The sequence below is a fragment of the Marinobacter sp. AL4B genome (genome assembly GCF_019916045.1).
Classification (GTDB): domain Bacteria; phylum Pseudomonadota; class Gammaproteobacteria; order Pseudomonadales; family Oleiphilaceae; genus Marinobacter.
Genome location: NZ_JAILWZ010000011.1, coordinates 637,164 through 660,343 on the forward strand (window position 1 = coordinate 637,164; position 23,180 = coordinate 660,343).

General features: G+C 53.7%; 24 protein-coding genes. 2 read left to right on the forward strand and 22 right to left on the reverse strand.

All coding sequences use genetic code 11. The annotated features are described in order from the left end of the window. Window positions 1-22: 22 nt before the first annotated feature. The 9 genes from K5L82_RS07105 to flhA form a co-directional block, all read right to left on the reverse strand. Window positions 23-760 carry a flagellar motor protein gene (locus K5L82_RS07105; RefSeq protein WP_114333356.1) on the reverse strand — a complete coding sequence of 246 codons (738 nt, stop codon included), beginning with the start codon at window positions 758-760 and terminating at the stop codon, window positions 23-25. Further along, window positions 760-1,905 (reverse strand): chemotaxis response regulator protein-glutamate methylesterase, encoded by a 1,146-nt coding sequence (locus K5L82_RS07110; RefSeq protein ID WP_223133652.1) that lies wholly within the window; start codon window positions 1,903-1,905, stop codon window positions 760-762. The genes K5L82_RS07105 and K5L82_RS07110 overlap by 1 nt, the downstream gene beginning before the upstream one ends. Window positions 1,906-1,927: 22 nt before the next feature. After that, window positions 1,928-4,003: a chemotaxis protein CheA gene (locus K5L82_RS07115; RefSeq protein WP_223133653.1), complete on the reverse strand. Its 2,076-nt coding sequence runs from the start codon at window positions 4,001-4,003 to the stop codon at window positions 1,928-1,930. A gap of 19 nt (window positions 4,004-4,022) precedes the next feature. Further along, complete coding sequence (locus tag K5L82_RS07120; protein ID WP_133005964.1) at window positions 4,023-4,808, reverse strand: protein phosphatase CheZ; 786 nt, start codon at window positions 4,806-4,808, stop codon at window positions 4,023-4,025. 20 nt (window positions 4,809-4,828) lie between these two features. Further along, on the reverse strand, window positions 4,829-5,212 hold the full coding sequence (gene cheY, locus K5L82_RS07125; protein ID WP_223133654.1) for a chemotaxis response regulator CheY: 384 nt from the start codon (window positions 5,210-5,212) through the stop codon (window positions 4,829-4,831). A gap of 88 nt (window positions 5,213-5,300) precedes the next feature. Beyond that, a complete protein-coding gene (locus tag K5L82_RS07130; protein WP_223133655.1) occupies window positions 5,301-6,044 on the reverse strand; it encodes an RNA polymerase sigma factor FliA in 744 nt (247 codons plus the stop codon). Between the two features lie 30 nt (window positions 6,045-6,074). Further along, entirely contained in the window at window positions 6,075-6,887 is an 813-nt protein-coding gene (locus K5L82_RS07135; protein WP_223133656.1) for a MinD/ParA family protein, read from the reverse strand. Between the two features lie 63 nt (window positions 6,888-6,950). Further along, on the reverse strand, window positions 6,951-8,288 hold the full coding sequence (gene flhF, locus K5L82_RS07140) for a flagellar biosynthesis protein FlhF (protein WP_223133657.1): 1,338 nt from the start codon (window positions 8,286-8,288) through the stop codon (window positions 6,951-6,953). 57 nt (window positions 8,289-8,345) lie between these two features. Beyond that, window positions 8,346-10,517, reverse strand: a complete 2,172-nt coding sequence (flhA, locus tag K5L82_RS07145; protein WP_133005969.1) for a flagellar biosynthesis protein FlhA — start codon at window positions 10,515-10,517, stop codon at window positions 8,346-8,348. Between the two features lie 235 nt (window positions 10,518-10,752). Between flhA and upp the strand changes: the two genes are divergently transcribed. Further along, window positions 10,753-11,391 (forward strand): uracil phosphoribosyltransferase, encoded by a 639-nt coding sequence (gene upp, locus K5L82_RS07150; RefSeq protein WP_223133658.1) that lies wholly within the window; start codon window positions 10,753-10,755, stop codon window positions 11,389-11,391. Window positions 11,392-11,393: 2 nt separating this feature from the next. Further along, complete coding sequence (locus tag K5L82_RS07155) at window positions 11,394-12,650, forward strand: uracil-xanthine permease family protein (RefSeq protein ID WP_133005971.1); 1,257 nt, start codon at window positions 11,394-11,396, stop codon at window positions 12,648-12,650. Between the two features lie 78 nt (window positions 12,651-12,728). Here the strand turns inward: K5L82_RS07155 and K5L82_RS07160 are convergent, their stop codons facing one another. From K5L82_RS07160 to K5L82_RS07220, 13 genes are all read right to left on the reverse strand, one after another. Beyond that, window positions 12,729-13,730, reverse strand: coding sequence for a hypothetical protein (locus K5L82_RS07160; protein ID WP_223133659.1), 1,002 nt, complete (start codon window positions 13,728-13,730; stop codon window positions 12,729-12,731). 145 nt (window positions 13,731-13,875) lie between these two features. Beyond that, the gene (gene flhB, locus K5L82_RS07165) at window positions 13,876-15,006 is read right to left on the reverse strand and encodes a flagellar biosynthesis protein FlhB (RefSeq protein ID WP_133005973.1); all 1,131 of its coding nucleotides are present in this window, start codon (window positions 15,004-15,006) and stop codon (window positions 13,876-13,878) included. A gap of 2 nt (window positions 15,007-15,008) precedes the next feature. Then, window positions 15,009-15,791 (reverse strand): flagellar biosynthetic protein FliR, encoded by a 783-nt coding sequence (gene fliR, locus K5L82_RS07170; protein WP_133005974.1) that lies wholly within the window; start codon window positions 15,789-15,791, stop codon window positions 15,009-15,011. 3 nt (window positions 15,792-15,794) lie between these two features. After that, complete coding sequence (gene fliQ, locus K5L82_RS07175; protein WP_114333343.1) at window positions 15,795-16,064, reverse strand: flagellar biosynthesis protein FliQ; 270 nt, start codon at window positions 16,062-16,064, stop codon at window positions 15,795-15,797. Window positions 16,065-16,074: 10 nt separating this feature from the next. Further along, window positions 16,075-16,833 carry a flagellar type III secretion system pore protein FliP gene (fliP, locus tag K5L82_RS07180; protein ID WP_410505856.1) on the reverse strand — a complete coding sequence of 253 codons (759 nt, stop codon included), beginning with the start codon at window positions 16,831-16,833 and terminating at the stop codon, window positions 16,075-16,077. 7 nt (window positions 16,834-16,840) lie between these two features. After that, complete coding sequence (fliO, locus tag K5L82_RS07185; RefSeq protein ID WP_223134015.1) at window positions 16,841-17,245, reverse strand: flagellar biosynthetic protein FliO; 405 nt, start codon at window positions 17,243-17,245, stop codon at window positions 16,841-16,843. A 43-nt stretch (window positions 17,246-17,288) separates the two neighbouring features. Continuing rightward, window positions 17,289-17,795 carry a flagellar motor switch protein FliN gene (gene fliN / locus K5L82_RS07190; protein ID WP_133005976.1) on the reverse strand — a complete coding sequence of 169 codons (507 nt, stop codon included), beginning with the start codon at window positions 17,793-17,795 and terminating at the stop codon, window positions 17,289-17,291. Then, a complete protein-coding gene (gene fliM / locus K5L82_RS07195) occupies window positions 17,788-18,786 on the reverse strand; it encodes a flagellar motor switch protein FliM (RefSeq protein WP_133005977.1) in 999 nt (332 codons plus the stop codon). The genes fliN and fliM overlap by 8 nt, the downstream gene beginning before the upstream one ends. Window positions 18,787-18,810: 24 nt before the next feature. Further along, window positions 18,811-19,311 carry a flagellar basal body-associated FliL family protein gene (locus tag K5L82_RS07200; RefSeq protein WP_223133660.1) on the reverse strand — a complete coding sequence of 167 codons (501 nt, stop codon included), beginning with the start codon at window positions 19,309-19,311 and terminating at the stop codon, window positions 18,811-18,813. Window positions 19,312-19,491: 180 nt separating this feature from the next. Then, on the reverse strand, window positions 19,492-20,649 hold the full coding sequence (locus K5L82_RS07205) for a flagellar hook-length control protein FliK (protein ID WP_223133661.1): 1,158 nt from the start codon (window positions 20,647-20,649) through the stop codon (window positions 19,492-19,494). 95 nt (window positions 20,650-20,744) lie between these two features. Then, the gene (locus tag K5L82_RS07210) at window positions 20,745-21,089 is read right to left on the reverse strand and encodes an Hpt domain-containing protein (RefSeq protein WP_133005980.1); all 345 of its coding nucleotides are present in this window, start codon (window positions 21,087-21,089) and stop codon (window positions 20,745-20,747) included. Between the two features lie 34 nt (window positions 21,090-21,123). Then, complete coding sequence (locus tag K5L82_RS07215; RefSeq protein WP_316933374.1) at window positions 21,124-22,836, reverse strand: fused response regulator/phosphatase; 1,713 nt, start codon at window positions 22,834-22,836, stop codon at window positions 21,124-21,126. A gap of 10 nt (window positions 22,837-22,846) precedes the next feature. Further along, window positions 22,847-23,152 (reverse strand): STAS domain-containing protein, encoded by a 306-nt coding sequence (locus K5L82_RS07220; protein ID WP_133005981.1) that lies wholly within the window; start codon window positions 23,150-23,152, stop codon window positions 22,847-22,849. Window positions 23,153-23,180: the final 28 nt, after the last annotated feature.

Here is a 23,180-nt window from a genome sequence, read left to right on the forward strand (position 1 = left end):
CCCGACTCCTGATCACTGCGGGTCAGAGAAAGCCCCGGAGCCGGAGCTCAATGGTTTTGGGGTTCTCACCTTCGGCGATGGCGATAATGCCATCAATCATCATGTCTTCGTAGCGCGTGCGCTCTCTGACAATACTGCGGAGCTTATTGGCAACGGGAAAGAACAACAGGTTCGCCAGCGCCACACCGTATATGGTGGCAACGAAAGCAGTTGCGATACCGTTGCCCAAGGATTGAGGGTCTTCAAGATTGGTCATGACCTGTATCAGCCCCATCACCGCACCAATAATACCGATGGTCGGCGAATAACCACCCATGGCTTCGTAAACCTTGGCCGATTCGGTATCTCGCTCTTCCCGGCACTCTAGATCGACTTCGAGGGTATTTCGTATGGTTGATGGTTCGGCACCATCAACCAACAACTGGAGCCCTTTCCGGGCGAATTTCTCTGGCTCGCGTTCGGCGAGTCCTTCCAACCCTAACAAGCCTTGTTTGCGAGCCTTCACACTCCAATCGACCACCTTACCGATGCCATCTTCCAAAGAAATATAAGGCGGTATAAACACCCAACGCACCTGGACGAAGGCTCGTTTCAGCGTTGGCCAAGATGTCTGAAGAATGGTGGCCGCCAGTGTCCCGCCGATCACGATCAGTGCCGCAGGCGTATTGAAGAGCGAACTGACGGCACCGCCTTCTAACAAGTTGCCACCTAAAATGGCAACGAAGGCAAGAATGATCCCCAGCAGGCTCAAGATATCCATTAGCTTACGCCTTCAATCAATCGTAAACCCACGTCGTTAAGCGGCAACACCGCGTCAGACAACCCCGCGGTCGCGACAGCCATAGGCATGCCGTAGATCACCGACGTTTCTTCATCCTGCGACCAAATCACGGCTCCGCCTTGCTTCATCATACGGCAGCCTTCACGGCCGTCGGCGCCCATACCGGTGAGAATAATCCCCAAGGTTTTGCCGGGAAAACTTCGAGCCAGCGAGCCAAAGGTAACGTCAACGCAGGGCCTGTAGTTCAACCGATCATCACCGGGCAAAATCCTCACACGCCCTCGTCCTCCACGATTTTCAATCATCATTTGCTTGCCACCAGGAGCAAGCAACGCAAGGCCCGGTTGCAGCAAATCACCGTCTTGGGCCTGACGAACTTCAATCTTGCACAGCTTATTCAAACGCTCGGCGAATGCCGGGGTGAAACTCGCGGGCATGTGCTGCACCAGGACAATGGGCGCGGGAAAACTGGCAGGCAATACACTGAGGACTTTCTGGAGTGCAACAGGACCACCTGTTGAAGTGCCAATACCCACGACACTGTATTGGCGTGCTGGTGTTTTATTGGCGCTGCGCCGAGGCGGGCTTGCCGCAGCCACTTCGTGACGGGCGGGCTTGGCAGTGGGCCGCACGGAAGTTGCCTCTGCCCGAGGAGCAAAGCCTTTTGGTTTCTCCGAGATAACCGGTGCCGACTTGGGTGGCGCGATAGGCGCGCGAGCACGGGGCTGACTTCTTGCAATATCCAGCACTCGGTTAATCAACACGGCCTGCAGCTGGCTGGTATCGCGGGCGATTTCTTCGAAATTTTTGGGCAGGAAATCTACGGCGCCCGCTTCCAACGCATCAAGTGTAACACGGGCCCCCTCATAGGTAAGCGACGAAAACATCAACACCGGTATCGCTTGTTTCGCCATGATTTCACGCACTGCCGAAATGCCGTCCATCACCGGCATTTCATAGTCCATGGTAATCACATCCGGACGCAGTTTTTCGGCCAGCTCGACCCCTTCGCGGCCATTGGTGGCGGCACCTACGACGGTGATCTGGCCCGAAGCCGTCAGGATTTCCGTCAATCTTTTTCGAAAGAAACCTGAATCATCCACGACCAGAACAGAAACTGTCATCATTTCTCCTAAATGCCCGGAATCACCCGTAATGCTGAAGCAAACTGGGCACATCAATGATCAGGGCAATGCGGCCATCGCCCGTAATGGTTGCTCCCGCCATCCCCGGCGTACCCTGAAGCGCACGCCCCAGGGGTTTGATAACCACTTCTTCCTGCCCAACCAGCTGATCCACCACGAAACCGACTTGTTTCGTACCCATAGCCACGATTACCACATGGGCATTGGCCACCTCATTCTGAGCCTCGGCGCCATGGACAAGCCAGCGCTTGACGTGAAACAGGGGGAACACTTTATCGCGAACCACAATGCATTCGCGCCCATCGACCATATTGGTCTTGGTCAGATCAAGATGGAAAATTTCCACCACATTAACCAAAGGCAGCGCGAACGACTGCTCGCCCAGCATGATCATCAGCGTAGGCATGATGGCCAGCGTGAGCGGAACCTTAATGATGATTTTAGTGCCTTTGCCCAACTCCGATTCTATGGAAATCTGGCCATTTAATTGGGCAATCCGGTTTTTGACAACATCCATGCCGACACCGCGGCCGGATACGTCCGAGATCTGCTCTTTGGTGGAAAAACCAGCAGCAAAAATAAGGTTAAAACATTCGTTGTCGGTCAACCTGTCTGCTGCATCCTGATCATACAGCCCCTTTTCAACGGCCTTCCTGCGCAACACATCGGGATCCATACCGCCGCCATCATCGGCAATTGACAGCAAGATGTGATCGCCTTCCTGTTGCGCCGACAACGTGACAGTTCCGACTCGCGATTTGCCTGCCTCCTCCCGAACACCCGGCCCTTCTATGCCGTGGTCAACGGAATTACGAACGAGATGGACCAATGGGTCAGCAAGTGCTTCTACCAGATTCTTATCCAGATCTGTCTCTTCGCCGTGCATCACAAGATTGACCTCTTTCTTCAGGTTACGCGCAAGATCGCGTACCACCCGAGGAAAACGGCCAAACACCTTCTTGATGGGCTGCATGCGGGTTTGCATGACCGCCGCCTGCAAATCGGTTGTCACCACATCCAAATTGGCAACCGCTTTGTGCATATGCTCGTCTTCGCTTTGCGACCCCAAACGCTGCAGTCGGTTTCGAACCAGTACCAGCTCACCCACCATATTCATGATGTCATCCAAGCGCTTGGTATCAACCCGAACGGTGGTTTCGCCTACCGGAGCTGTTTCCCTGGCCGGCGCTGCAGTTTTAGCTGTGGGTGCAGGCGCTGCTATGGGCTGGGATTTGGCTGCCGATTCCGGAACGGGTTCTGGCGAAGCACTGGCGGCCGGTTTAGATCCTTCATTCGACTCTGACTGCCCACCGGGGCCTCCGCCTTTGCCATGAAGCTCATCCAGCAGTCGCTCGAACTCATCGTCGGTGATCAGATCTGAACTTTCATCGCCCGCGGGCTGGCCGCCCGAGCCTGTTCGTGGGTCGTCGGTTTCAGCAGCATCGGGAGCGGCAAACTGCCCTTTACCGTGAAGCTGATCCAACAATGCCTCAAACTCGTCGTCGGTGATTTCATCATCGCCGCCCGCTTCGGACGCAGTTGCTGGTGTTTGCTCAACTACATCCTGCTGGGCCGACGCCTCGGCCTTGTCGTCCGCAATTGCGTCAAGCAGCTTTTCGAACTCTTCGTCGGTGATATCGCCTTGGTCCTGAGACACCGGTGTCGAGACTCCAGTGGGCGTTTCGGATTCGGGGATTGCCAATGCATCCAAAGCCTCAATCAAACTGGCTGGCGCCGGAGTCAGCTCTTCACGGTTACGCACTTCTTCGAACATGGCATTGACGTTGTCGAGGGCTTGCAGCACAACGTCCATCAACTCGGGGGTAACCTTGCGCTTGTGATTGCGCAAGATATCGAACACGTTTTCTGCGGAATGGCAGCAATTCACCAGCGCGTCTAATTGCAGGAATCCGGCGCCACCTTTCACCGTATGAAATCCGCGGAATATGGCGTTAAGCAGATCGCTGTCGTCTGGATGCTGTTCCAGATCAACCAATTGCTCCGACAGCTTTTCGAGAATCTCGCCGGCTTCTATCAAGAAGTCCTGGAGAATCTCTTCATCGGCATCAAACGCCATGGGGTACCCTCTTTGTCATTCAGAAACCGAGACTGGATAGTAAGTCGTCAACGCCGTCTTGCCCCGAGACAACATCGTCTCGCTCAGCGGCTTTGATTTGTGGACCTACTCCCTTTTCGGCCGATTCTTCTTTTTCTTCAATCTGATGGACTGTACCTGTCAACTGATCGACATGACTGGCCATGACCACCAAGCCCAACAGATTCTCTTCGACTTCTTTCACCAGCGCCGTGACTTTCTGAATCACTTGACCGGTGAGGTCCTGGAAATCCTGGGCCAGAAGAATCTCCGAGAGGTTTTTGTAGAGGTTGTCCGAGTCGTTACCCAAAGTTCCGAAAAAAGCATCGATTCTTGCGTACAGCTGACGGAACTCGGCAGGCTCAATCTCGCGACGACGCAAGCGCTCCCATTCGTCCTTGAGGCTTATGGCCTCATCACGGATGGCATGCGCCACGGGCATACTTTCCTCAACCAGATCCATGGTGCGGTTAGCGGCCTGACCGGTCATTTGAACCACATAAGCTAAGCGGTCTGAAGCATCCGACATTTTCGAAAGGGCTTCTTTCTGCTCCGCATTCCGGGGATCAATCTGAAAGTTGCGGATGGCCTCGTGCAGACTCCGGGTCAACCGCCCAACCTCTTGGTACAGACTTTGGTCACGAACTTCACTCAGCTCGTTGATGATGGTCATCGCCTGAGCGAAATCACCGCCGTTGACGCTTTCAACCAATCGAGAGGTCTGTTCCTGCAGCTTTTGCGTGACCTCCGGATCGAGACCCCGTTGGGTGTGCTTGCTGTCACTCATGGGAGCTACCCGACCTTTGGTTACTGAATACGTTCAAAAATCTTCTCGATTTTTTCTTTGAGAACAGCAGCGGTAAATGGCTTAACAACGTAACCATTTACCCCGGCCTGGGCCGCAGCGACAATCTGGTCACGCTTGGCTTCAGCGGTGACCATCAGTACTGGCAGGTTCTTAAGATTTCCATCAGCACGGACAGCCTTCAAAAGATCAAAGCCGGACATACCGGGCATATTCCAGTCGGTTACCAGAAAATCGTATTGGCCATTCTTGAGCATCGGCAACGCCGTGTTACCGTCGTCGGCTTCATCGGTATTGGTAAAACCCAAGTCACGCAACAGGTTTTTGATAATTCGTCGCATTGTGGAGAAATCGTCCACAATGAGTATTTTCATGTTCTTGTCCAAAGGGACCTCCAGTAAATAACACCCGGATGTAGGTCAACCTGCTGATATCCGACAGGCTGTGTAAGATTCTTTTCAGAACGCCAGTCGGTCAGCTGTCGCCGTTTTCTTGCCAATCTGACAAACGACCACGAAGACGCAAAGCCGCCTGGCTGTGAATCTGGCTGACTCGGCTTTCGCTGACCCCGAGCACCGCCCCGATTTCCTTAAGATTCAACTCTTCCTGATAATACAAACTCAATACTAACTTTTCTTTCTCTGGAAGCGCTTCAATCGCTTCGGCCAAACTCCGCTGAAAAGCACCGGCAGAGATGCCATCGAGAGGATTATCACTAGCTTCTTGTTCTTCTATCGGCAGTTCACCGGATTCATTGAGCTCATCCAGACTAAATAACCGTCCACTATTGGCGTCGGCAAGGGACGAGTGATATTCCGACAATTCGATATCGAGCTCTTCCGCCACCTCGGCATCCTGAGCTTCCCGGCCAGTGCGATCTTCAACGATTTTGATTGCGGCGGAGATTCGGCGGGCATTGCGATGCACGGAACGAGGCACCCAGTCGCCTTTTCGGATTTCGTCAACCATCGCGCCCCGAATACGAATGCCCGCATAGGTTTCGAAGGTTGCGCCCTTACCCGCAGAATAACGCTGGGCTGCTTCAAGCAAACCGATCATTCCAGCTTGCATCAAGTCTTCAAGCTGAACCGATGCAGGCAAACGGGCCATCAAATGTAGGGCTATCTTTTTGACCAGCGGCGCCTGATCTTCGATCAAACTCGAAGCGTTTGAGGCGCCCGCCTGATGATATATTCCCAGATTCTTCGTCAATGTCATGTATCCGGCTTTTATTGGACTGGATTCAGATCAGACTTCGACGAGCCGCTCCACGAAGAACTCCAGATGGCCTCGAGGAGAAGATGGCAGTGGCCAACTATCCACTCTGTCTGCCAATGCTCGCACAGCAATAGATGCTTTTGCACGGGGGTATGCCTCCAGAACAGCACGCTGGCGTTGAACGGCTTTTTTTACCGCTTCGTCGTAAGGCACGATACCCACATATTGTAACGCTACATCCAGAAAACGTTCGGTAACTCGCGTCAACTTTTCAAACAAATGCTTACCTTCTTCTTCGCTTCGAACCTGATTGGCAAGCACTCGGAAGCGGTCTGTTCCGTAATCACGATTCATTAGTTTAATGAGCGCGTACACATCCGTTATCGAGGTTGGCTCGTCGCAGACAACCAACAACAACTCTTGGGCGGCGCGCAGGAAACTCACAACCGACTCAGAAATACCGGCAGCGGTATCCACAATCAGCACGTCGATCTGATCGCCCAGCTCACTGAACGCATTAATCAAGCCCGCATGTTCCATGGGGCTGAGCTGGGTCATACGCTGGGTACCGGATGAAGCAGGTACGATTTTGATACCTCCCGGCCCATCCACCAGCACGTCTTTGAGATCACACTCTCCATTGAGGACATCGTACAAATTCTTGTTGGCTGTCACGCCCAGCAACACATCCAGATTACCCAACCCCAAGTCGGCATCCAGCACGACAACACGACGGCCTTTTTCTGCCAACGCTATCGCCAGATTGACCGACACATTGCTCTTCCCGACACCGCCTTTACCGCCGGATACCGCAATAACCTGAACCGGATGTGGTTTGCTCATACTGTTTAATGTCTCTTACTGCGTCGTTAAGGGGACTCTATGCCGGTGTCTGATTCGCAATAGCTATGCCAAAGCACCTTCAACAGCATCCTGCGAATGTTGCATCGTTCTCAGGCGCTCAACGCCCATTCGAACCAACGGAGCTGCCTCGGCTCGATGCAAATCTTCCGGTATTTTTTGACCGTCGGTATACCAAGCGACCGGAAGACCGGTTTCCATCACAAACCCTAGAGATTCGCCCAAGGTAAGCGCTTCATCAATTTTAGTCACGATGCAGCCGGCAAGGCTTGCCATCTTATAGCAATGCCAAACGGATTTCATGATACGCGGCTGGCTGGTCGCAGACACCACCAAGTGTGTATGAATATTGTGGTCGCTGCGAACCAACTCCGCGAGCTGCTCCTGATAACCCCGGTCGGCACTGGTCAGTCCAGCAGTATCGATAAGCACTAAATGTCGATCGGAAAGTTCATCCAGAATGTCGTCCAGCGAGTGGCTTTCGTCAACCACCCGCACTGGCACGTTCAGAATGCGACCAAACACAAACAACTGCTCGTGCGCCGCAACTCTATAACGATCTGTGGTGACCAACGCCAAGCTGTCAGCCCCGTGTTCCAACACATAGCGAGCGGCTAATTTTCCGATCGTTGTTGTTTTACCGGATCCAGTCGGACCAACCAAAGCGTACACGCCGCCAGACTCCAGCCAATCTTCCCGCCCGGTCCGAAGGCCGGTGGCGACCATTTTCAATGAGGCTTTCCACCCATCCTCCAACCGGCCATTTCGGTGCTGCCGCGCAACGGATGTTGCCAAATCGGGGCTCAAACCAAACTCTTGCAGGCGCTCGCTCAATAGTTGCTGAACGGCATTCTTAGCGCCCCCCTCGGCCGGCACATTTGAACCAGCAACAGGGGCGGATTGCGCCCCCATCATCTCCCGCAGCGAGCTGATCTCCGCTTTCATTGCGGCCAACTCATCGGAGTAACCTTGAGCCTGCTTTGACGCTAGCGCTTGAGACTCCCGATCCTCCACTAAACCTGCATTCACATCCCAATCCATCCCCGAATCATTGGTCAACGATACTTGAGGATAACGTGCACCCGCGGCCGCACGCTTCTCACGTACGCCCTGGATGCGACTGCGAGTCCGACTAAGTTCATCTTCCAAGCGACGATGCTGATCGGCCTGCATTTCAGCCAAACGGGAACCATTGGTAGCTTCCGCCGCTTTGTCACCCAGGCTTTGGCGAGCCATGTTTTCGTCGTAGTCGAGAGCCGTCACAATTTCGACGCCTCCATCTACCCGGCGATTGGACAAGATAACGGCATCAGGCCCCATTTCGTGACTGACCTGCTTCAGGGCCTCGGCCATGGACTGCGCAAAAAACCGTTTAACCTTCATAACTTCCATCCTCTGTCGTCGAGCTGCACTCAGCTGACTGCGTTGCGCTAATCACCTTTACTGGCCGACCGACGCAACGATCGTGATCTGCTTGTTGTCCGGAATCTCTTGGTACGAGAGCACGTGCAATCGCTCTACCCCGTAGCTGGCAAACTTCGCCAGCCCAGGCCGCAACGGCCCGGAGACCAACAGAATGGCTGGTTTACCCAACATTTCTTGCCGCTGCACGCTGTCTTGCAATGAACGCTGCAGCTTTTCGACCATGTTCGGCTCTAGCACCATGCCAATATCATCCTGTCCGCCGGATTGTTGACTCTGCTGAACAGACTTAAGCAACATTTGTTCCAGGTCCGGATCCAAGGTGATCACCGGAATTTCGGAATCGTTGCCACAAATGCTCTGCACGATCATTCGACGCAGCGACTGACGCGCCAACGTGGTAAGCAGCTTCGGATCCTGACTCTTTGGGTGAACGTTAACGATGGCCTCGGCGATCGAGCGCATGTCTCGAACCGGCACTTCTTCTTTCAGCAAGTTCTGGAGTACCTTGAGCAGAATGCTGATAGATATGGTGGTCGGAACCAGTTCTTCCGCCAGCTTAGGGGAGATTTTTTCAAGCTGATCCAGCCATTTTTGCGCCTCGTCGTGACCGATCAATTCGTGGGCGTGCTTCTGAAGGATCTGATTCAAATGGGTCGCAACCACAGTGCTGGCATCAACAACGGTATAACCCAGAGTCTGGGCTTGATCTTTCTGGTCCGGCTCAATCCAGATGGCATCCAAACCAAACGCGGGATCTTTCCCGGCAATACCCTCAACCTTCCCGAACACCTGCCCCGGGTCAATGGCCAGTTCCCGCTCAGGATGGATCTCGGCTTCCGCAATGGTGACGCCCATCAGGGTAACTCGATAAACGTTCGGCATCAGGTCCAGGTTGTCCCGGATATGCACCGACGGCATCAGAAAACCCATGTCTTGAGACAGCTTTTTCCGAACACCCTTGATACGGCTAAGCAATTGGCCACCCTGAGACTTGTCTACCAAAGGAATCAACCGGTAGCCCACTTCCAGACCCACAATATCGACCGTGGCTACATCATCCCAACCCAGCTCGCGAGTCTCACCGGGTGGCGGCAGTGCCTGCCCGTCACCACCTCGATCCGGAACAACCTCGCCTCCCTGGCGCGCCACGCTGGCCGGCATGCTGCCACGCCCCGCAAACACGCCATCTTCTTCAACTGTCTGACTTTGCCTTTTCCAGATAAACCAAGCCGCTGCTGCGGCCAGCGACCCCAGCCCCAAAAACGCTACATGCGGCATCCCCGGGATCAAGCCCAATAAAATCAAAATACCCGCGGCGATTCCGAGAACTTTAGGCGCACTGAACATCTGTTGCAGAATCTGACCACCCATATCCTGGCTGGACGTCACTCGGGTCACCATGATGGCGGCTGCCGTGGACAGCAACAGGGAGGGAATCTGAGCGACCAGACCGTCGCCAATGGTCAGCAACGCGTACCGCTCCATTGCCAACGTAAAGTCCAGGCCATGCTGAACCATACCAATGGCCACACCGCCAATGATGTTAATAGCGAGAATCAACAAACCGGCGACCGCATCACCTTTCACAAACTTAGACGCACCGTCCATGGAGCCGTAAAAATCAGCCTCTTGAGCAATTTCCGAACGCCGCGCTTTAGCTTCTTCCTGATTCACCAAGCCGGCGTTCAGGTCTGCGTCGATGGCCATTTGCTTACCGGGCATGGCATCCAAGGTAAAACGCGCGCTGACTTCGGAAACCCGGCCCGCACCTTTGGTTACTACCAGAAAGTTGATGATCATCAGAATTGCGAATACCACCAAACCAACGGCGTAGTTACCGCCAATCAACACCGCGCCAAACGACTCGATAACCTTACCAGCGGCATCGCCACCTTCATGCCCATTGAGAAGAACAATCCGGGTAGAGGCTACGTTCAACCCCAATCTAAGCAACGTAGCGACCAGCAACACAGTCGGGAAAGCAGCAAATTCCATTGGCCGGAGCGCATAGACACACACCAACAGAATCACGATCGACAGCGTTATGTTGAACGTAAAGAACACGTCGAGCAAAAAAGCAGGCATGGGCAAGATCATCATGCCCAACAACCCCATCAGCATCAGCGGGACACCGAGATTCCCTCGCGTCAGAGTTTTGACGTTATTCAGAACGAGCGCTCTGTCCATACTGCGTGCTTCTCCGGATCACTGTGCTTTGAGGCCATTCGGTGTCATCACCGGGTCGAAAATCTGACGCAACCCCCCTTCATGAAGACTGCTTCGCAAGATCTGTACCATCCCCTATAAATTTTATGATTTCTCACTAACAGATCGCCTGACGTGAGCGCCTGGATACGGTATCCTTTTGCCGTTTGACTGATCAAAAACCAAGCCAGAAAATCCGAACCCACAGGTGACCCCGATGCCTATCCACGAAGTGAAGCACCCACTGATCCAACACAAGCTCGGCCTAATGCGTCGTTCAGACATCAGCACCAAAAATTTTCGTGAACTGGCTCAAGAAGTTGGCGCACTACTGACCTACGAAGCGACGAAAGATTTCACCCTACAAGAAGAAACCATCGACGGCTGGGCCGGACCGGTAGCGGTAGAACAAATACACGGCAAAAAGATCACCATTGTCCCCATCTTAAGGGCAGGTTTGGGCATGCTGGATGGCGTACTCAGTCTGATTCCTGTGGCCCGAGTCAGCGTGGTCGGTCAGATCCGTAACGAAGAAACGTTCGAAGCAGAAACCTATCTGGAAAAACTGGTGGGTGAACTGGACCAGCGCACAGCGCTGATCATCGATCCCATGTTGGCCACCGGCGGCTCCATGATTTCCACCATCGACCTGCTCAAACAAGCCGGCAGCACTGAAATCCGGGCACTGGTTCTGGTTGCAGCACCGGAAGGAGTAGAAAAAGTACTGGAGAAACACCCGGACGTTTCCATCTACACTGCCTCTGTAGATGACTGCCTGAACGAAAAAGGCTACATCCTGCCGGGCCTCGGCGATGCGGGAGACAAGATCTTCGGCACCAAGCAAAAGGATGTTTAAGGATGCAGGACATCACGACTGACTCGACCTGGAAACAGGCCATAGCCGGCTCGCAAATGCTACTGGTCGCCTTCGGCGCACTGGTACTGATGCCACTGATCACAGGACTTGATCCTAACGTCGCGCTCTTTACCGCGGGGCTCGGCACACTGATCTTTCATGTCGTCACCGGCGGCCAGATTCCCATTTTCCTTGCCTCATCCTTCGCCTTCATTGCCCCGATCATGGCGGCCAAAAGCCAGTTCGGCCTGCAAGAAACCCTTGGCGGCCTGATGGCAGCAGGCATACTCTACATCGCCCTCTCCGGCATCATCCGCCTGCGCGGAACCGGCTTCGTCACCCGTTTGCTCCCGCCCGTGGTCATCGCACCGGTTATCATGACCATCGGCTTGGGGCTGGCCCCAGTCGCCGTGAACATGGCTTCGGGTCGCACCGGTGATGGTGGCACCCAACTCGTGCCCGAAGACACCGCATTGGTGATCGCAATGATCTCACTGCTGGTAACCATCATCATGACCGTCTGGGCAAAAGGCATCTTCCGCCTGATTCCGATCATGATAGGGATCATCGTGGGTTACATCCTCTCGGCCTTCGCCGGCATCGTAGACACCACCCCCGTCCAGGAAGCGGCCTGGTTCGCCATTCCGAACTTCGTCGCCCCGGCCTTCAGTTGGGGAGCCATCCTGTTCATGATCCCCGTCGCAATCGCCCCCGCGATTGAGCACATCGGCGACGTACTGGCCATCGGCAACGTCACCCGCAAAAACTACCTGGAGAAGCCGGGCCTGCACCGCACCCTGCTCGGCGACGGCCTAGCCACCAGCGCTGCCTCCATGCTTGGCGGACCACCCAATACCACTTATTCCGAAGTCACCGGTGCCGTCATGCTGACCCGTAACTTCAACCCTAAAGTGATGTGGTGGGCAGCTGGTACGGCCATCGTACTGGCCTTTGTTGGCAAATTCGGCGCGACCCTGCAAACCATCCCGGTCCCTGTTATGGGCGGCATCCTGTGTCTGCTGTTCGGCTCCATCGCTGTGGTAGGGCTCAATACCCTGATCCGTCATCAGGTGGATCTGTCCCAGGCCCGCAATCTGGTGATTGTCGGAGTGACCTTGGTATTCGGCATCGGTGGCATGGTCATCGGCCACATGGAAGGCATCGCCCTGTGCTCGGTGGTCGCAATTGTCCTCAACCTGCTGCTTCCGGGCGGCCGGGAGGCGTGGGGCAAGACCATTTACCAGCAAAATCAGGAATAGCCCCTCGGGCAGAACCAAAAACCGGTCTGGCACAGAGGTGACAGACCGGTTTTTTTGTGTCGGCTACCGACAGGCGTTTTACCGAATCAAAGTATTCCTACCGAAGTAATCATCACCTTCGTACTTTTCGATGACCGACATCAGGGACGCCCCGTTCTCTTTCGACAGCAGTTTGTGGCTCATGGCCGCCAGCTTGATCAGTATATCTTTGCACTCGATTCTAGCCTGCTGAACCTGACGGGAAATACCCATCAGTATCTGGGCAATGAACGCATTAGGCCGGTTAATAAGGCCAATCGAGAAATTCAGCAGCAAATCCCGGAACAGGTCAAAATCCTTTTCCATGAGCTCGCCAGACTCCACCAGTTCCTGGAAACTGTCTTCCTTTTCATCCGGGCACAGTGAGCGAGTCCAGTCCAGGTAATCACTGTCAGAAATCACGGAATAGGCCATGGCCTGGAACTCCTTGCTGTCCAGCAACACGTCCAGGCGGTCGCTGGCTTCCTCCGAGGTCACGTCCTGCAAAAGCCGATCTACGAACTGCTGAGTACTGATTACTTCCCTGAGCAACGAAAAGTGGCCGCCGGCCATGCTGTTATACATGCGGCTGATGTCGGCCATGTCCTCCAGGAACACCTTCAGAAACTGCTGCTGACCAGGAATCGAATCCAGAACCGGAATCAGGGTGTAACGGCGCTTCTCGATGGATTCATAGTAATTACCTACGGCCTCTTTGAATTCATCGGTCTTGGCAACCAGCCGTTCAAGAAATGCCGGATCACGGCCCACCTTGTCCGCCAACGCAGTGAGACCTTCAGATCGGCTGGCCCAGCGATCAATGGGATTTTCGAGTTTTGTGGACACATCCACCATGGCGCTGAAGGCATCTTCAAATTCAGCCTTGATACTGATGACCTTTTCCAGCGATGTGGCCTTCACCCGCTCATTGATGCCCTGGCGCTTCGATGCGACGACACGATAGATGGATGAAAAAGTAACCGCCAGTCCGGCAAAAATAATCGATATGCTGGTGGCGATATCAAAACCGAACTGTATATCTTCAACAAACGCGAAATCCATGGATAGGTTCTCTCCGAGGTGTATAGCGACGACGCCGCCATTAAGAAGCAAGCTATAGTACTCAGCGGGACTCTGGCAGGGCAAACGATTCGTGAGGGTATGAAGATGTGACCGGAGCAACCGGACCATCGGCCCGGAACTAAAATCAGTGGCGCAAATCCCGGGGAATGGGGAAATCGGGCATTCCAGGTTTGGGACCGCGCCCCTTCCGGAACTGCCGCAGCTGAAAAACGTAAGCCAATACTTGAGCTATCGCCATATACAGCCCGTCGGGAATTTCCTCACCAACATCCGAGTTATGATAAACCGCCCGAGTCAAAGGCGGCGTACGCAACACCTCCACCTTATGCTCCCGAGCTATCTCCATAATCTTGAACGCCACCTCATCAGCACCCTTCGCCACCACCACAGGCGCACCCATGGCATCCTGATCGTACTTTAGCGCCACCGCATAATGCGTCGGGTTCGTAATCACCACATCCGCCGTCGGCACATCCTGCATCATCCGGCGCTGCGCCATCTCCCGCTGAAGCTGACGAATCTTACCTTTAACCTCCGGCTTGCCCTCCGAATCCTTGTACTCGTCCTTCACCTCTTGCTTCGTCATCCGAAGCTTCTTCTGATGGTCATAAATCTGAAAGGGCACATCAATCATCGCAATAATGATCGTGGCGCAAGACAACACCAAAAAACTCCAGCCCAGCGTCCACAACACATGCTCCATCGCCGGCACCACCGGCTCTTCCGCAATGCTCAACAAATCATCCGTACGAAGATTCAGAATCATGATCGCAATCGCCAACACCAACCCCACCTTGGCAATAGCCTTCACCAACTCAATAAGCGATCGCATCGAAAACATCCGACCCAAGCCTTTGATCGGGTTCATCCGATTGGCTTTCGGAGCAATGGCCTTAGCACTGAACAACAAACCACCAATACCGATCGAACCGGCAATAGCGGCAATCAGCAGCAAAATCAGAATGGGAGATAAAGCCAGGGCGGCCTCTTTGGCCGAAACAATTAACTGCACACTCATGTGGCGAGTATCAAAAATCGACGCACGCTCGATCACAAACGCATCCCGCATGATGCCTTCGAAGGTGAGTGCCAACGACGTACCAAACATCAGTAAACCACCTGCCCCGGCAAGCAACACCGCCATGGTCGCTAGCTCTTTCGAGCGGGCGGCCTGGCCGTCCTCTTTGGCCTTTTCAAGCCTTCGGGGGGTAGGTTCTTCGGTTTTCTCCTGACTGTTGTCGTTCTCTTCAGCCATGATTAACGCCCCTGCAACTGGCGCATAAAGTCGAACGTCTCACGGGTGTACTGATCAAAGTGTGGCAGGAAATTTCCGTGTAAGACCCAAATGGCGAACAAACCGAAAATCAGACCTATCGGGAAACCCAACGCAAAAATGTTCATCTGCGGCGCAGCCCGCGTCATCACACCGAACGAAATATTCACGATCAGCACCGCCGTTACCGCGGGCAGCGCCAACAACATAGCCGACGCGAACATCCAGCTGATCCGATGCGCCAATGCCCACACCCCGCTTTGCCCTAAACCATCCAAACCAATTGGCATGGTATGAAAGCTTTCGATGAAGATCTCGAACGCCACCAGATGGCCGTTCATCAACAAAAACAAAAGGGTAATGGTAATTGTATAGATCTGAGCCAGCACCGGCACATTCACGCCGTTGGCGGGGTCCACCATGGAGGCAAAGCCCAAGCCCATCTGCATGGCAATCATCTGGCCGGCAATCACAAATAGCTGCCATAGAGCTGTTAACGCAAACCCCAACCCGACACCAATCAGAATCTGTTGAAGTGTGATCACAACAGCATCAGCACTCAAGGCTTCAACCTTGGGCACTTCAGGAATCATAGGGACAATCAGAATGGTCATCAGTAAGGCCAGCCCCAAGCGCACTCGCGCTGGCACCAGCTGCGTGCCGAAGATGGGAATAACCATCAGGAAACTGGCCAAGCGGAACAGCGGCCAAAGGTGCTGCCCGACCCACTGCCCCAACAGATCTGTACTGAACTCCGCCGGAAACATCCGCTAGCCAATCAAGTAAGGAATACTGGAAATAAGCCCGCGGGCATGGTCCAGCAGGGTGGTGAGCATCCATGGTCCGGCCGCAATGATCACGATCAGAGTAACCAACAACCGTGGCAGAAAACTCAACGTTTGCTCGTTGATTTGGGTGGCAGCCTGAAAGGTACTGACCACCAAACCAATCACCAAGCCGGGGCCAATGATGACGCCTGCGAACAGAACAATCATCCAAAGTGCTTCACGGACAATATCAATCGCGGTTTCAGGCGTCATGTCTTGCCTCCTATATGCCGTAACTGGCAGCAAGGGTACCCATAATCAGGGCCCACCCATCTACCAGCACGAAGAGCATGATCTTGAACGGCAACGATATGATGATCGGCGACAACATCATCATACCCATCGCCATCAAGACGCTGGCAACCACCATGTCGAGAATCAAAAAAGGTATAAACAGTATGAAACCAATCTGAAAAGCGGTTTTCAGCTCACTGGTAACAAACGCCGGCATCAAAACCCAAAATGACACGTCTTCCGGGGTTTCGTACTCCACCTCCGCCAGCCGCATAAACAACGCCAAATCTGATTCTCGCGTTTGCTCCAGCATGAATTTCCGGAACGGCTCACTGGCCAATTCCACGGCTTCCAGTGAAGTGACCTCCTCCTGCAGATAGGGCTGCAACCCCACCTGATTGGCCTCTTCCAGAACCGGCTTCATGATAAAAATACTGAGGAAGAGGGCCAGCCCTAACAAAATCTGGTTCGAGGGCGTAGCTTGAAGCCCCAATGCCTGCCTCAGGATTGCAAAAACGACAATGATACGAGTGAACGATGTCATCATCATCAACATCGCAGGCAAGAATGTCAGCGCTGTCATCAGCGCCAATATTTGTAGAGTTACCGTATATTCTTCTGTACCGTCTTCACCCGGTTGAACGGAAAAGGCCGGTATACCTGGCAAATCCGCCGAGGCGACAGCCGGCAAGAACAGGCCAGCAAGAAGGGCTAAATAAGGCAGACAAGATCGAATAGCGGCATTCACCATAGTGTTACTCTTTAGGCTCCGGGGCTGTCCAGGATTTCCCTATCAACCCCTGCAGCTTGCGGGCGAAGTCGCTGGTACCCGTATTGCCGGCATCCACGACGGGTTCGTCAAACACCTGTAGTGTTCTAATGCTGCCCGGCGTAATGCCCAGAAGGATTTGTTGGCCACCCACTTCTACCAGAGCGATGCGTTCGCGAGTGCCAATGGCGAGAACAGAAACCACTCGAATCGCGTTGTTATTCATGCCTGCCGTACCCGTCATGCGACGAATCAACCAGGCACACCCGTATATGACAGCAATAACCGCCACCAACCCGAGCCCGAGGCTAATAATCATACCGACCGTATCGGGCGTGTTGCGCGCAACTTGCTGAACAGGCTCTGCAGCCTGTTCAGCAATAGCCGGCATACTTAACAGTGCGGGTAGCAGACAACGCAACCAATAACTCACGCTATTTCTGCAACCGTTTGATACGCTCGCCCGGGCTGATGACGTCTGTCAGCCGGATACCGAACTTTTCATTCACCATAACCACTTCGCCGTGGGCAATCAGCGTGCCATTAACCAGCACGTCCAAAGGCTCACCGGCCAGCCGGTCCAGTTCGATAACGGAGCCTTGGTTCAACTGCAACAGGTTGCGAATAGGAATCTGCGTGTTACCCACTTCCATTGAGATCGTTACCGGGATATCGAGAATAACGTCCATATCCGGCGATCCCACGCCTCCTTCTGAACCGCTGTCTTCCGAAAACTCTTCCATCGGGGCGGCACGAACCTGCTGTTCAGCAGTTCCTTCAGACGCACTTCCCTCGGCTTCAGCCATAGCTCCGGCCCAGGCATCCTCGGTAGACTCCTCGGTGTTCGTATCGCCGGATTCACCCATCGCTGCTTCCCACTCGGCCGCCAGCTTTTCGTCTTCCGTGAGCTCTTTATCGTCTTTTTTATCGTCGTCAGCCATTGCGTCCCACCTTCAGTTGTTTCTTCACCTTGGGCAACGTCGCCCTTTCATGAATTCGTAGCGCCAACTTGCCGTCACGGGTTCCCATCGTTGCCTTGTATACGGGAACGCCGTTGGCCGTTACCGTGAGATGCTCAGCAAGCTCGACAGGAATCACGTCGCCCGCTTTCAACTTAGCAAGATCCCGAAGCGAGATTCTGCGCTGACAAACCGTGGTATTGATCGGCACGCTGATGTCTTTGACATCTTCCTGTAAGGCATTGACCCAACGCTCATCAACGTCATCAATATCACTCTGAACGCCCGCATCCAGTACATCACGAATGGGTTCGATCATGGCATAAGGCATCGCGAGATGAAGTTCGCCCCCGCCGCCATCCAATTCAATGTGAAAAGTGCTGACAACCACTACTTCACTCGGGCTGACAATGTTGGCCATTGAAGGGTTAACTTCAGAACTCATGTAATCGAAATCAATGTTCAAGACGGCTTGCCAGGCTTCCTTCATATCCGCGAATACCTGATTCAATACCATCTGCACAATCCGGTTTTCAGTCGGCGTAAACTCACGCCCTTCAATCTTGGCGTGCCGCCCCTCTCCTCCGAAGAAATTATCAACCAGTTTGAACACCAATTTGGCATCTAATACAAACAATGAAGTACCACGAAGCGGACGGACTTTGCAGAGGTTGAGACTGGTTGGCACGTAGAGCGTGTGCACGTACTCACCAAACTTCATAATCTGCACGCCGCCCGTCGATACATCCGCATTCCGGCGCAACAAATTGAACAAACTGATTCGGGTGTATCGGGCAAAGCGCTCGTTAATCATTTCGAGCGTGGGCATACGGCCACGGACGATACGATCCTGACTGGCAAGATCGTAATTCTTTACGCCAGTGTCGTCGCTTTCATCATAGGTATCGATATCGCCATCATCCACACCGTGGAGGAGCGCATCGATTTCTTCCTGTGATAATAAATCCTGCATAACGGGTCCTGCCCTGACAATGGCCTACTGCACAACAAAGTTCCGGAACAACACCCGAGCAATAGCAGGCTCCCCCTCTTGCTCCAGCATTTTGTTGACCGCTTCCAGCATTTTCTCAGACAGAGCGACCCGCCCTTCCGGCGTCTGCAAATCCGCAAATTGCGTGCTACCCAGCAACATGTTCAGCTGATTCAGAATCAACGGCATGTGCTTTTCAGCCCCCTCCAGCGCAGAAGTGTCTTTTGCCTCGAACGACAAGTAGATCTGGGCATAGCGCTGTCGACCTTGCGCTTGCACCGTGGTTCGCAAGGGTTTCTGGATATCACTGTAAATACTGGGCTGAAACTCTGGTTCAGAGGGTTCCGCTGAAGTGTCCTCAACCGCACTGGATGCACCATCTTTCAGAAACCAGAGTGTACCTGCGACAGACAAGCCAATTGCCAGCAGTGTGATCACCACCACCGTGATAACCATTTTCATTTTGCCCTTTTTCTCGGGCGCTTGTGCGGTATTGTTTTCTGCCATGATGTCCGCTTTGTCAGATTATCGTCACCCTGAAGTATTCAGAGTACGTTTTCCGAGGTTGATGCAAAGGGTGGGCCAAACGCGCCATCCTTTCTATTCAAACCAGCAGTTTAGCGCCGCGGAGGAGGATGGGCAAAAACGTTTTGAAGGGAGCTTCTCTCTGCCGTCAACCTGTGGACTTCAAGCAAAGATATCGAGCTCGCCTTTCCAAGCCAAATCGAGATGGCCCGATGCTGTTTCTTTCCCCTCAAGCTCAGCGGTATTCAACCCGCTCGTCCCCTGTCGGGAACCTTCGCCCTGCCCGGAGCTATCTCCTTCTGCATCGGCCTGACCTCCCCGCTGATCAGAGACATCGAACTCACTCAAGGCAACGCCCTGCTCCGCCAGCATGTCTCGCAATCGGTTGGAATGAAGCTCCAACTGCTCCCGAACCACTGGGTTAGCGGCGTGCACAGTGACCGCCGCCTGATCATTCTGAACCCTCACCTTCACCTCCATAGGGCCCATATCGGGAGGCGTGAGGTGAATTTCGGCAACTTGCAGGTTTTTAGCGGTAAGCCAACTTAACTTACCCATCACTTTATCACCCCACTCGGCCTGCCCCACCGGCACATCCACAGTGGTGGAATACCCCCGTAACGGTATGTTCGCATCACCTGCCAGCTTGCCTTGCATGACCTGTTGTGCGGCGTTATCCAGAGCACCTTGGAATCGGGGCGATGAGAGCATGCTGGTCGGATCAACTGGCCGCGCCGTTTCGGTTGTCACATTGGCCGCCAGTAAATCTGAAAATTGAGCGTTAGATATTAATCCGCCTGTGCCGGCACCCTGGCCATTCGCAACGAGCGGCTTTCCAGGCAGACCACTGTTCACCATTGCTACGTTGACGGTGCCCCCAGCGGTTCCGGCACTCCCATTGGTCGGCATCAAAGATTGCAGGTTGGCGAAGGTAAGAGGTGCCGGAGAGTCTGCCTGTTCGTGAGATTCACCCACTGGCGCGGTGTCTGAAGCTTCGTCAGCCGCTTGCGAACTGGGCTTCGTTTTATCACCTGCAGTATTTTTGCTGGTTTCGGCCGACACTTTGTTACTGGCGACTCGCTCTTGAGGCTGCGCATTTTGAGCTCTCGAGTCTTCCTGAGCGGCACTCGAAGCTTCTTTACGATCGGCGCGTTTTTGCTCCAGTCGACGCTTTTCAAGGCGGTCCTGCTCGGCTCGCGAAACCTGATCAAAAGGACTATCGCGTTTTTCTGAACGTCGACTGTTGGCAACAGTCTTAGGCCCGACAGCGTCTTGCTGTGTGCCGGAGGATGGCATTTGGGAAAGAATTGTCTGCTGCATGGCAACCTCTTGCCGTTTTATGTCTCAGGAGCACCCCCGATGGGACCCATCCTGTAACGCAGCAAAAGCGATGCCAAGTCTTGGTGTTTCTGGCTTTACCGATTAAAGCTTTCCAGCTCTCGCGCGACTTCTTCAAATTCCTGTTCGACCGAAGCCAGCAAATGCTCTGCCTCTTCCAAGCGATCTTCTTTACCCAACACCTCCAATTCAAAACACAAACTGCCGAGTTTCGGCACACCAATATTGATACAGCTTCCTTTCAGACTATGGGCCGCTTTTCCAAGACGCTCCGAATCGCCGGCACCCACTGCCTCTTTCAATCCGGATATCCGAGTACGCGAGTCCGCCAGATAAGTTTCGATGAGCACGCTAAACTCATCTTCCATAATATCCTGCAGCTCCGCTAAGGCTTCTTCATCCAAACGGGGTATGTGGCTCATTATGTGTCCTCGCGGTTGCGTTCAGCATCTTTCATCACCGATTCGTAGCCCCTTGCGCCGGGAATTCCCAATCATAGACGATTTCGACACAGTTACCCGAACCGCAGATGCTGACCTCTTTGGCCAAACGCTTCAAGATCCCCATTCCTCTCCCCGAATACTCGTGAACAGAATTCGTAGGGACGCTCGTTGTGTTCACCTTTGGATCAAAACCCTGACCACTGTCTTCGCAGCGAATTCTTAGCCGGCCCGCCTCTGCCAAGGGTTCATGATCCAATGTAAACCGGATATAGTGCCCGTGCGTGTCATACAGTCGGCGCATTCGCTCCTCATAGTAAAGGCTAAAGCCTTCCGCGGATTTTTTCCATTCTGAGGAGAGTTTCAGAACACCGTGCTCCAAGGCGTTGCTGTACAACTCCGACAAAAGGGTAAACACCTCACCACTTCGCCGCCGCAATCCCGGCACTTCCATGCATATGTGCAAAAGCAGTGGCAATGGGTTGAAATCCGCCAGAGCCTGGTCACGAACTTCATACACACAATGCCAACTTCCCGGGCCAGACAGCGCGGATTCAGGGGCTGATTCCGTGACTTCCTTAATGGCACCTTGGGCGACGACCTCCAAACAACACAACGTCATATCATCGGCCGGATCAGGGTGCCCGGTAAACGCTTGCAGTCGAGCCAGCAAAACGTCGAACGGGTGATCACCGGGGCCAAGCTCCGCGAGCACTTGACGGACAAGGTCCTCACCGAGGCGCTTACCGTGAGCGTCACACGATTCAGGGAAGCCATCGGTCATCAGGACCACGTAATCCCCAGGCGCCGAAGTGAGCAGTTCCATAGTCGCGTCAAACCGCTCCAGCGACTGAACTCCTAGGGGCAAGTGTAGTGAAGGAATGGCAAGTCGCTCACCACTTTTACGAACCAGCCAGCCATCTGGCAGCCCACCATTCCAAACACCTATTGTCCCCTGCTTGCCATCTGCCTCAAGCAACGCGCCACAACAAAACATGCCGACGGGTAAAATATTACATAACTTCTGGTTTATTTCTGTAAGAAGATCTGTCGCACCAAATCCCTTTGCGGTCATGCCATAAAACACTTCGGCGATAGGCATCGCACCGATGGCCGCGGGCAAACCGTGGCCGGTGAAATCCCCCATAAAAATCAACGTACCGCCCCCAGGGCGCTCAGCAGCAAACAAAACATCGCCGTTAAAAATTGAAAGCGGTGAGGCGTGATAACGAATATTCGGCGCATCCAGGCAGCCGGTATGTGCAACGTTGTCGAAAACTCGTCTTGCCAAACGCTGGTCTGCAAGCATCTGCTCGTTTTGCATTCGGATTTGATCGCGCTGCTGCATCACCGAACGTTGCAGGTTAAGCATTCGGCTGTAGGCATTAATTTTGGCTTCGAGGATCACGCGGCTGTATGGCTTCAGTAAAAAATCATCGCCCCCAGCTTCCAGGCATTGCGCTTGTTCGCGTTCGCTGGCCAGCGCGGTAATAAAAATTACAGGAACAAAACGTGTACCTGCCAGCGTTTTAATTCTTCGCGCTGCTTCCATGCCGCTCATGGTTGGCATCAACGCATCCATGAGCACAATGTCGGGCTCGAACTTTACGAACACCGAGACAGCCTTTAGCCCGTCAGAGGCCTCATACACATGATGCCCTAAGCGACGAAGCAGCGTGGCGAGAATCATCCGGTCGCCGTCGCTGTCTTCCGCGATTAAAAGATTCACAGTGGAAGTCTCAACGAATGCTGAAAAGCTGTTCGAAATTAGAGATGGAAAGGATTCGCCGCACATCGGCATTGCAGTTTTCGATTACCACACTGGCAACATCACCGTCAGCATGATCTCGCAGTAGCAACAGCATGCCCAACGCAGAGCTATCAAGATAAGTCGTATGAGTCAGATCAACCACGTACTCTTTAACCGGCTCATCACAATGCTCGTACGCATCCCGGAATGCCTGATGAGTGCTGAAATCGAACCGGCCCTGCACCTGAATCACCAGCACCTGACCGCTATCACTTCGCCGCGTACTTACCGTCATACGCCGTCCTCTGAGAGCTTTCGCTTAA

Coding starts and splice junctions, on each gene's coding strand:
- K5L82_RS07105 (WP_114333356.1), bottom strand. CDS start 760: ATGGATATCTTGAGCCTGCTGGGGATCATTCTTGCCTTCGTTGCCATT.
- K5L82_RS07110 (WP_223133652.1), bottom strand. CDS start 1,905: ATGACAGTTTCTGTTCTGGTCGTGGATGATTCAGGTTTCTTTCGAAAA.
- K5L82_RS07115 (WP_223133653.1), bottom strand. CDS start 4,003: ATGGCGTTTGATGCCGATGAAGAGATTCTCCAGGACTTCTTGATAGAA.
- K5L82_RS07120 (WP_133005964.1), bottom strand. CDS start 4,808: ATGAGTGACAGCAAGCACACCCAACGGGGTCTCGATCCGGAGGTCACG.
- K5L82_RS07130 (WP_223133655.1), bottom strand. CDS start 6,044: ATGACATTGACGAAGAATCTGGGAATATATCATCAGGCGGGCGCCTCA.
- K5L82_RS07135 (WP_223133656.1), bottom strand. CDS start 6,887: ATGAGCAAACCACATCCGGTTCAGGTTATTGCGGTATCCGGCGGTAAA.
- flhF (WP_223133657.1), bottom strand. CDS start 8,288: ATGAAGGTTAAACGGTTTTTTGCGCAGTCCATGGCCGAGGCCCTGAAG.
- flhA (WP_133005969.1), bottom strand. CDS start 10,517: ATGGACAGAGCGCTCGTTCTGAATAACGTCAAAACTCTGACGCGAGGG.
- upp (WP_223133658.1), top strand. CDS start 10,753: ATGCCTATCCACGAAGTGAAGCACCCACTGATCCAACACAAGCTCGGC.
- K5L82_RS07155 (WP_133005971.1), top strand. CDS start 11,394: ATGCAGGACATCACGACTGACTCGACCTGGAAACAGGCCATAGCCGGC.
- K5L82_RS07160 (WP_223133659.1), bottom strand. CDS start 13,730: ATGGATTTCGCGTTTGTTGAAGATATACAGTTCGGTTTTGATATCGCC.
- flhB (WP_133005973.1), bottom strand. CDS start 15,006: ATGGCTGAAGAGAACGACAACAGTCAGGAGAAAACCGAAGAACCTACC.
- fliR (WP_133005974.1), bottom strand. CDS start 15,791: ATGTTTCCGGCGGAGTTCAGTACAGATCTGTTGGGGCAGTGGGTCGGG.
- fliQ (WP_114333343.1), bottom strand. CDS start 16,064: ATGACGCCTGAAACCGCGATTGATATTGTCCGTGAAGCACTTTGGATG.
- fliO (WP_223134015.1), bottom strand. CDS start 17,245: ATGCCGGCTATTGCTGAACAGGCTGCAGAGCCTGTTCAGCAAGTTGCG.
- fliN (WP_133005976.1), bottom strand. CDS start 17,795: ATGGCTGACGACGATAAAAAAGACGATAAAGAGCTCACGGAAGACGAA.
- fliM (WP_133005977.1), bottom strand. CDS start 18,786: ATGCAGGATTTATTATCACAGGAAGAAATCGATGCGCTCCTCCACGGT.
- K5L82_RS07200 (WP_223133660.1), bottom strand. CDS start 19,311: ATGGCAGAAAACAATACCGCACAAGCGCCCGAGAAAAAGGGCAAAATG.
- K5L82_RS07205 (WP_223133661.1), bottom strand. CDS start 20,649: ATGCAGCAGACAATTCTTTCCCAAATGCCATCCTCCGGCACACAGCAA.
- K5L82_RS07210 (WP_133005980.1), bottom strand. CDS start 21,089: ATGAGCCACATACCCCGTTTGGATGAAGAAGCCTTAGCGGAGCTGCAG.
- K5L82_RS07220 (WP_133005981.1), bottom strand. CDS start 23,152: ATGACGGTAAGTACGCGGCGAAGTGATAGCGGTCAGGTGCTGGTGATT.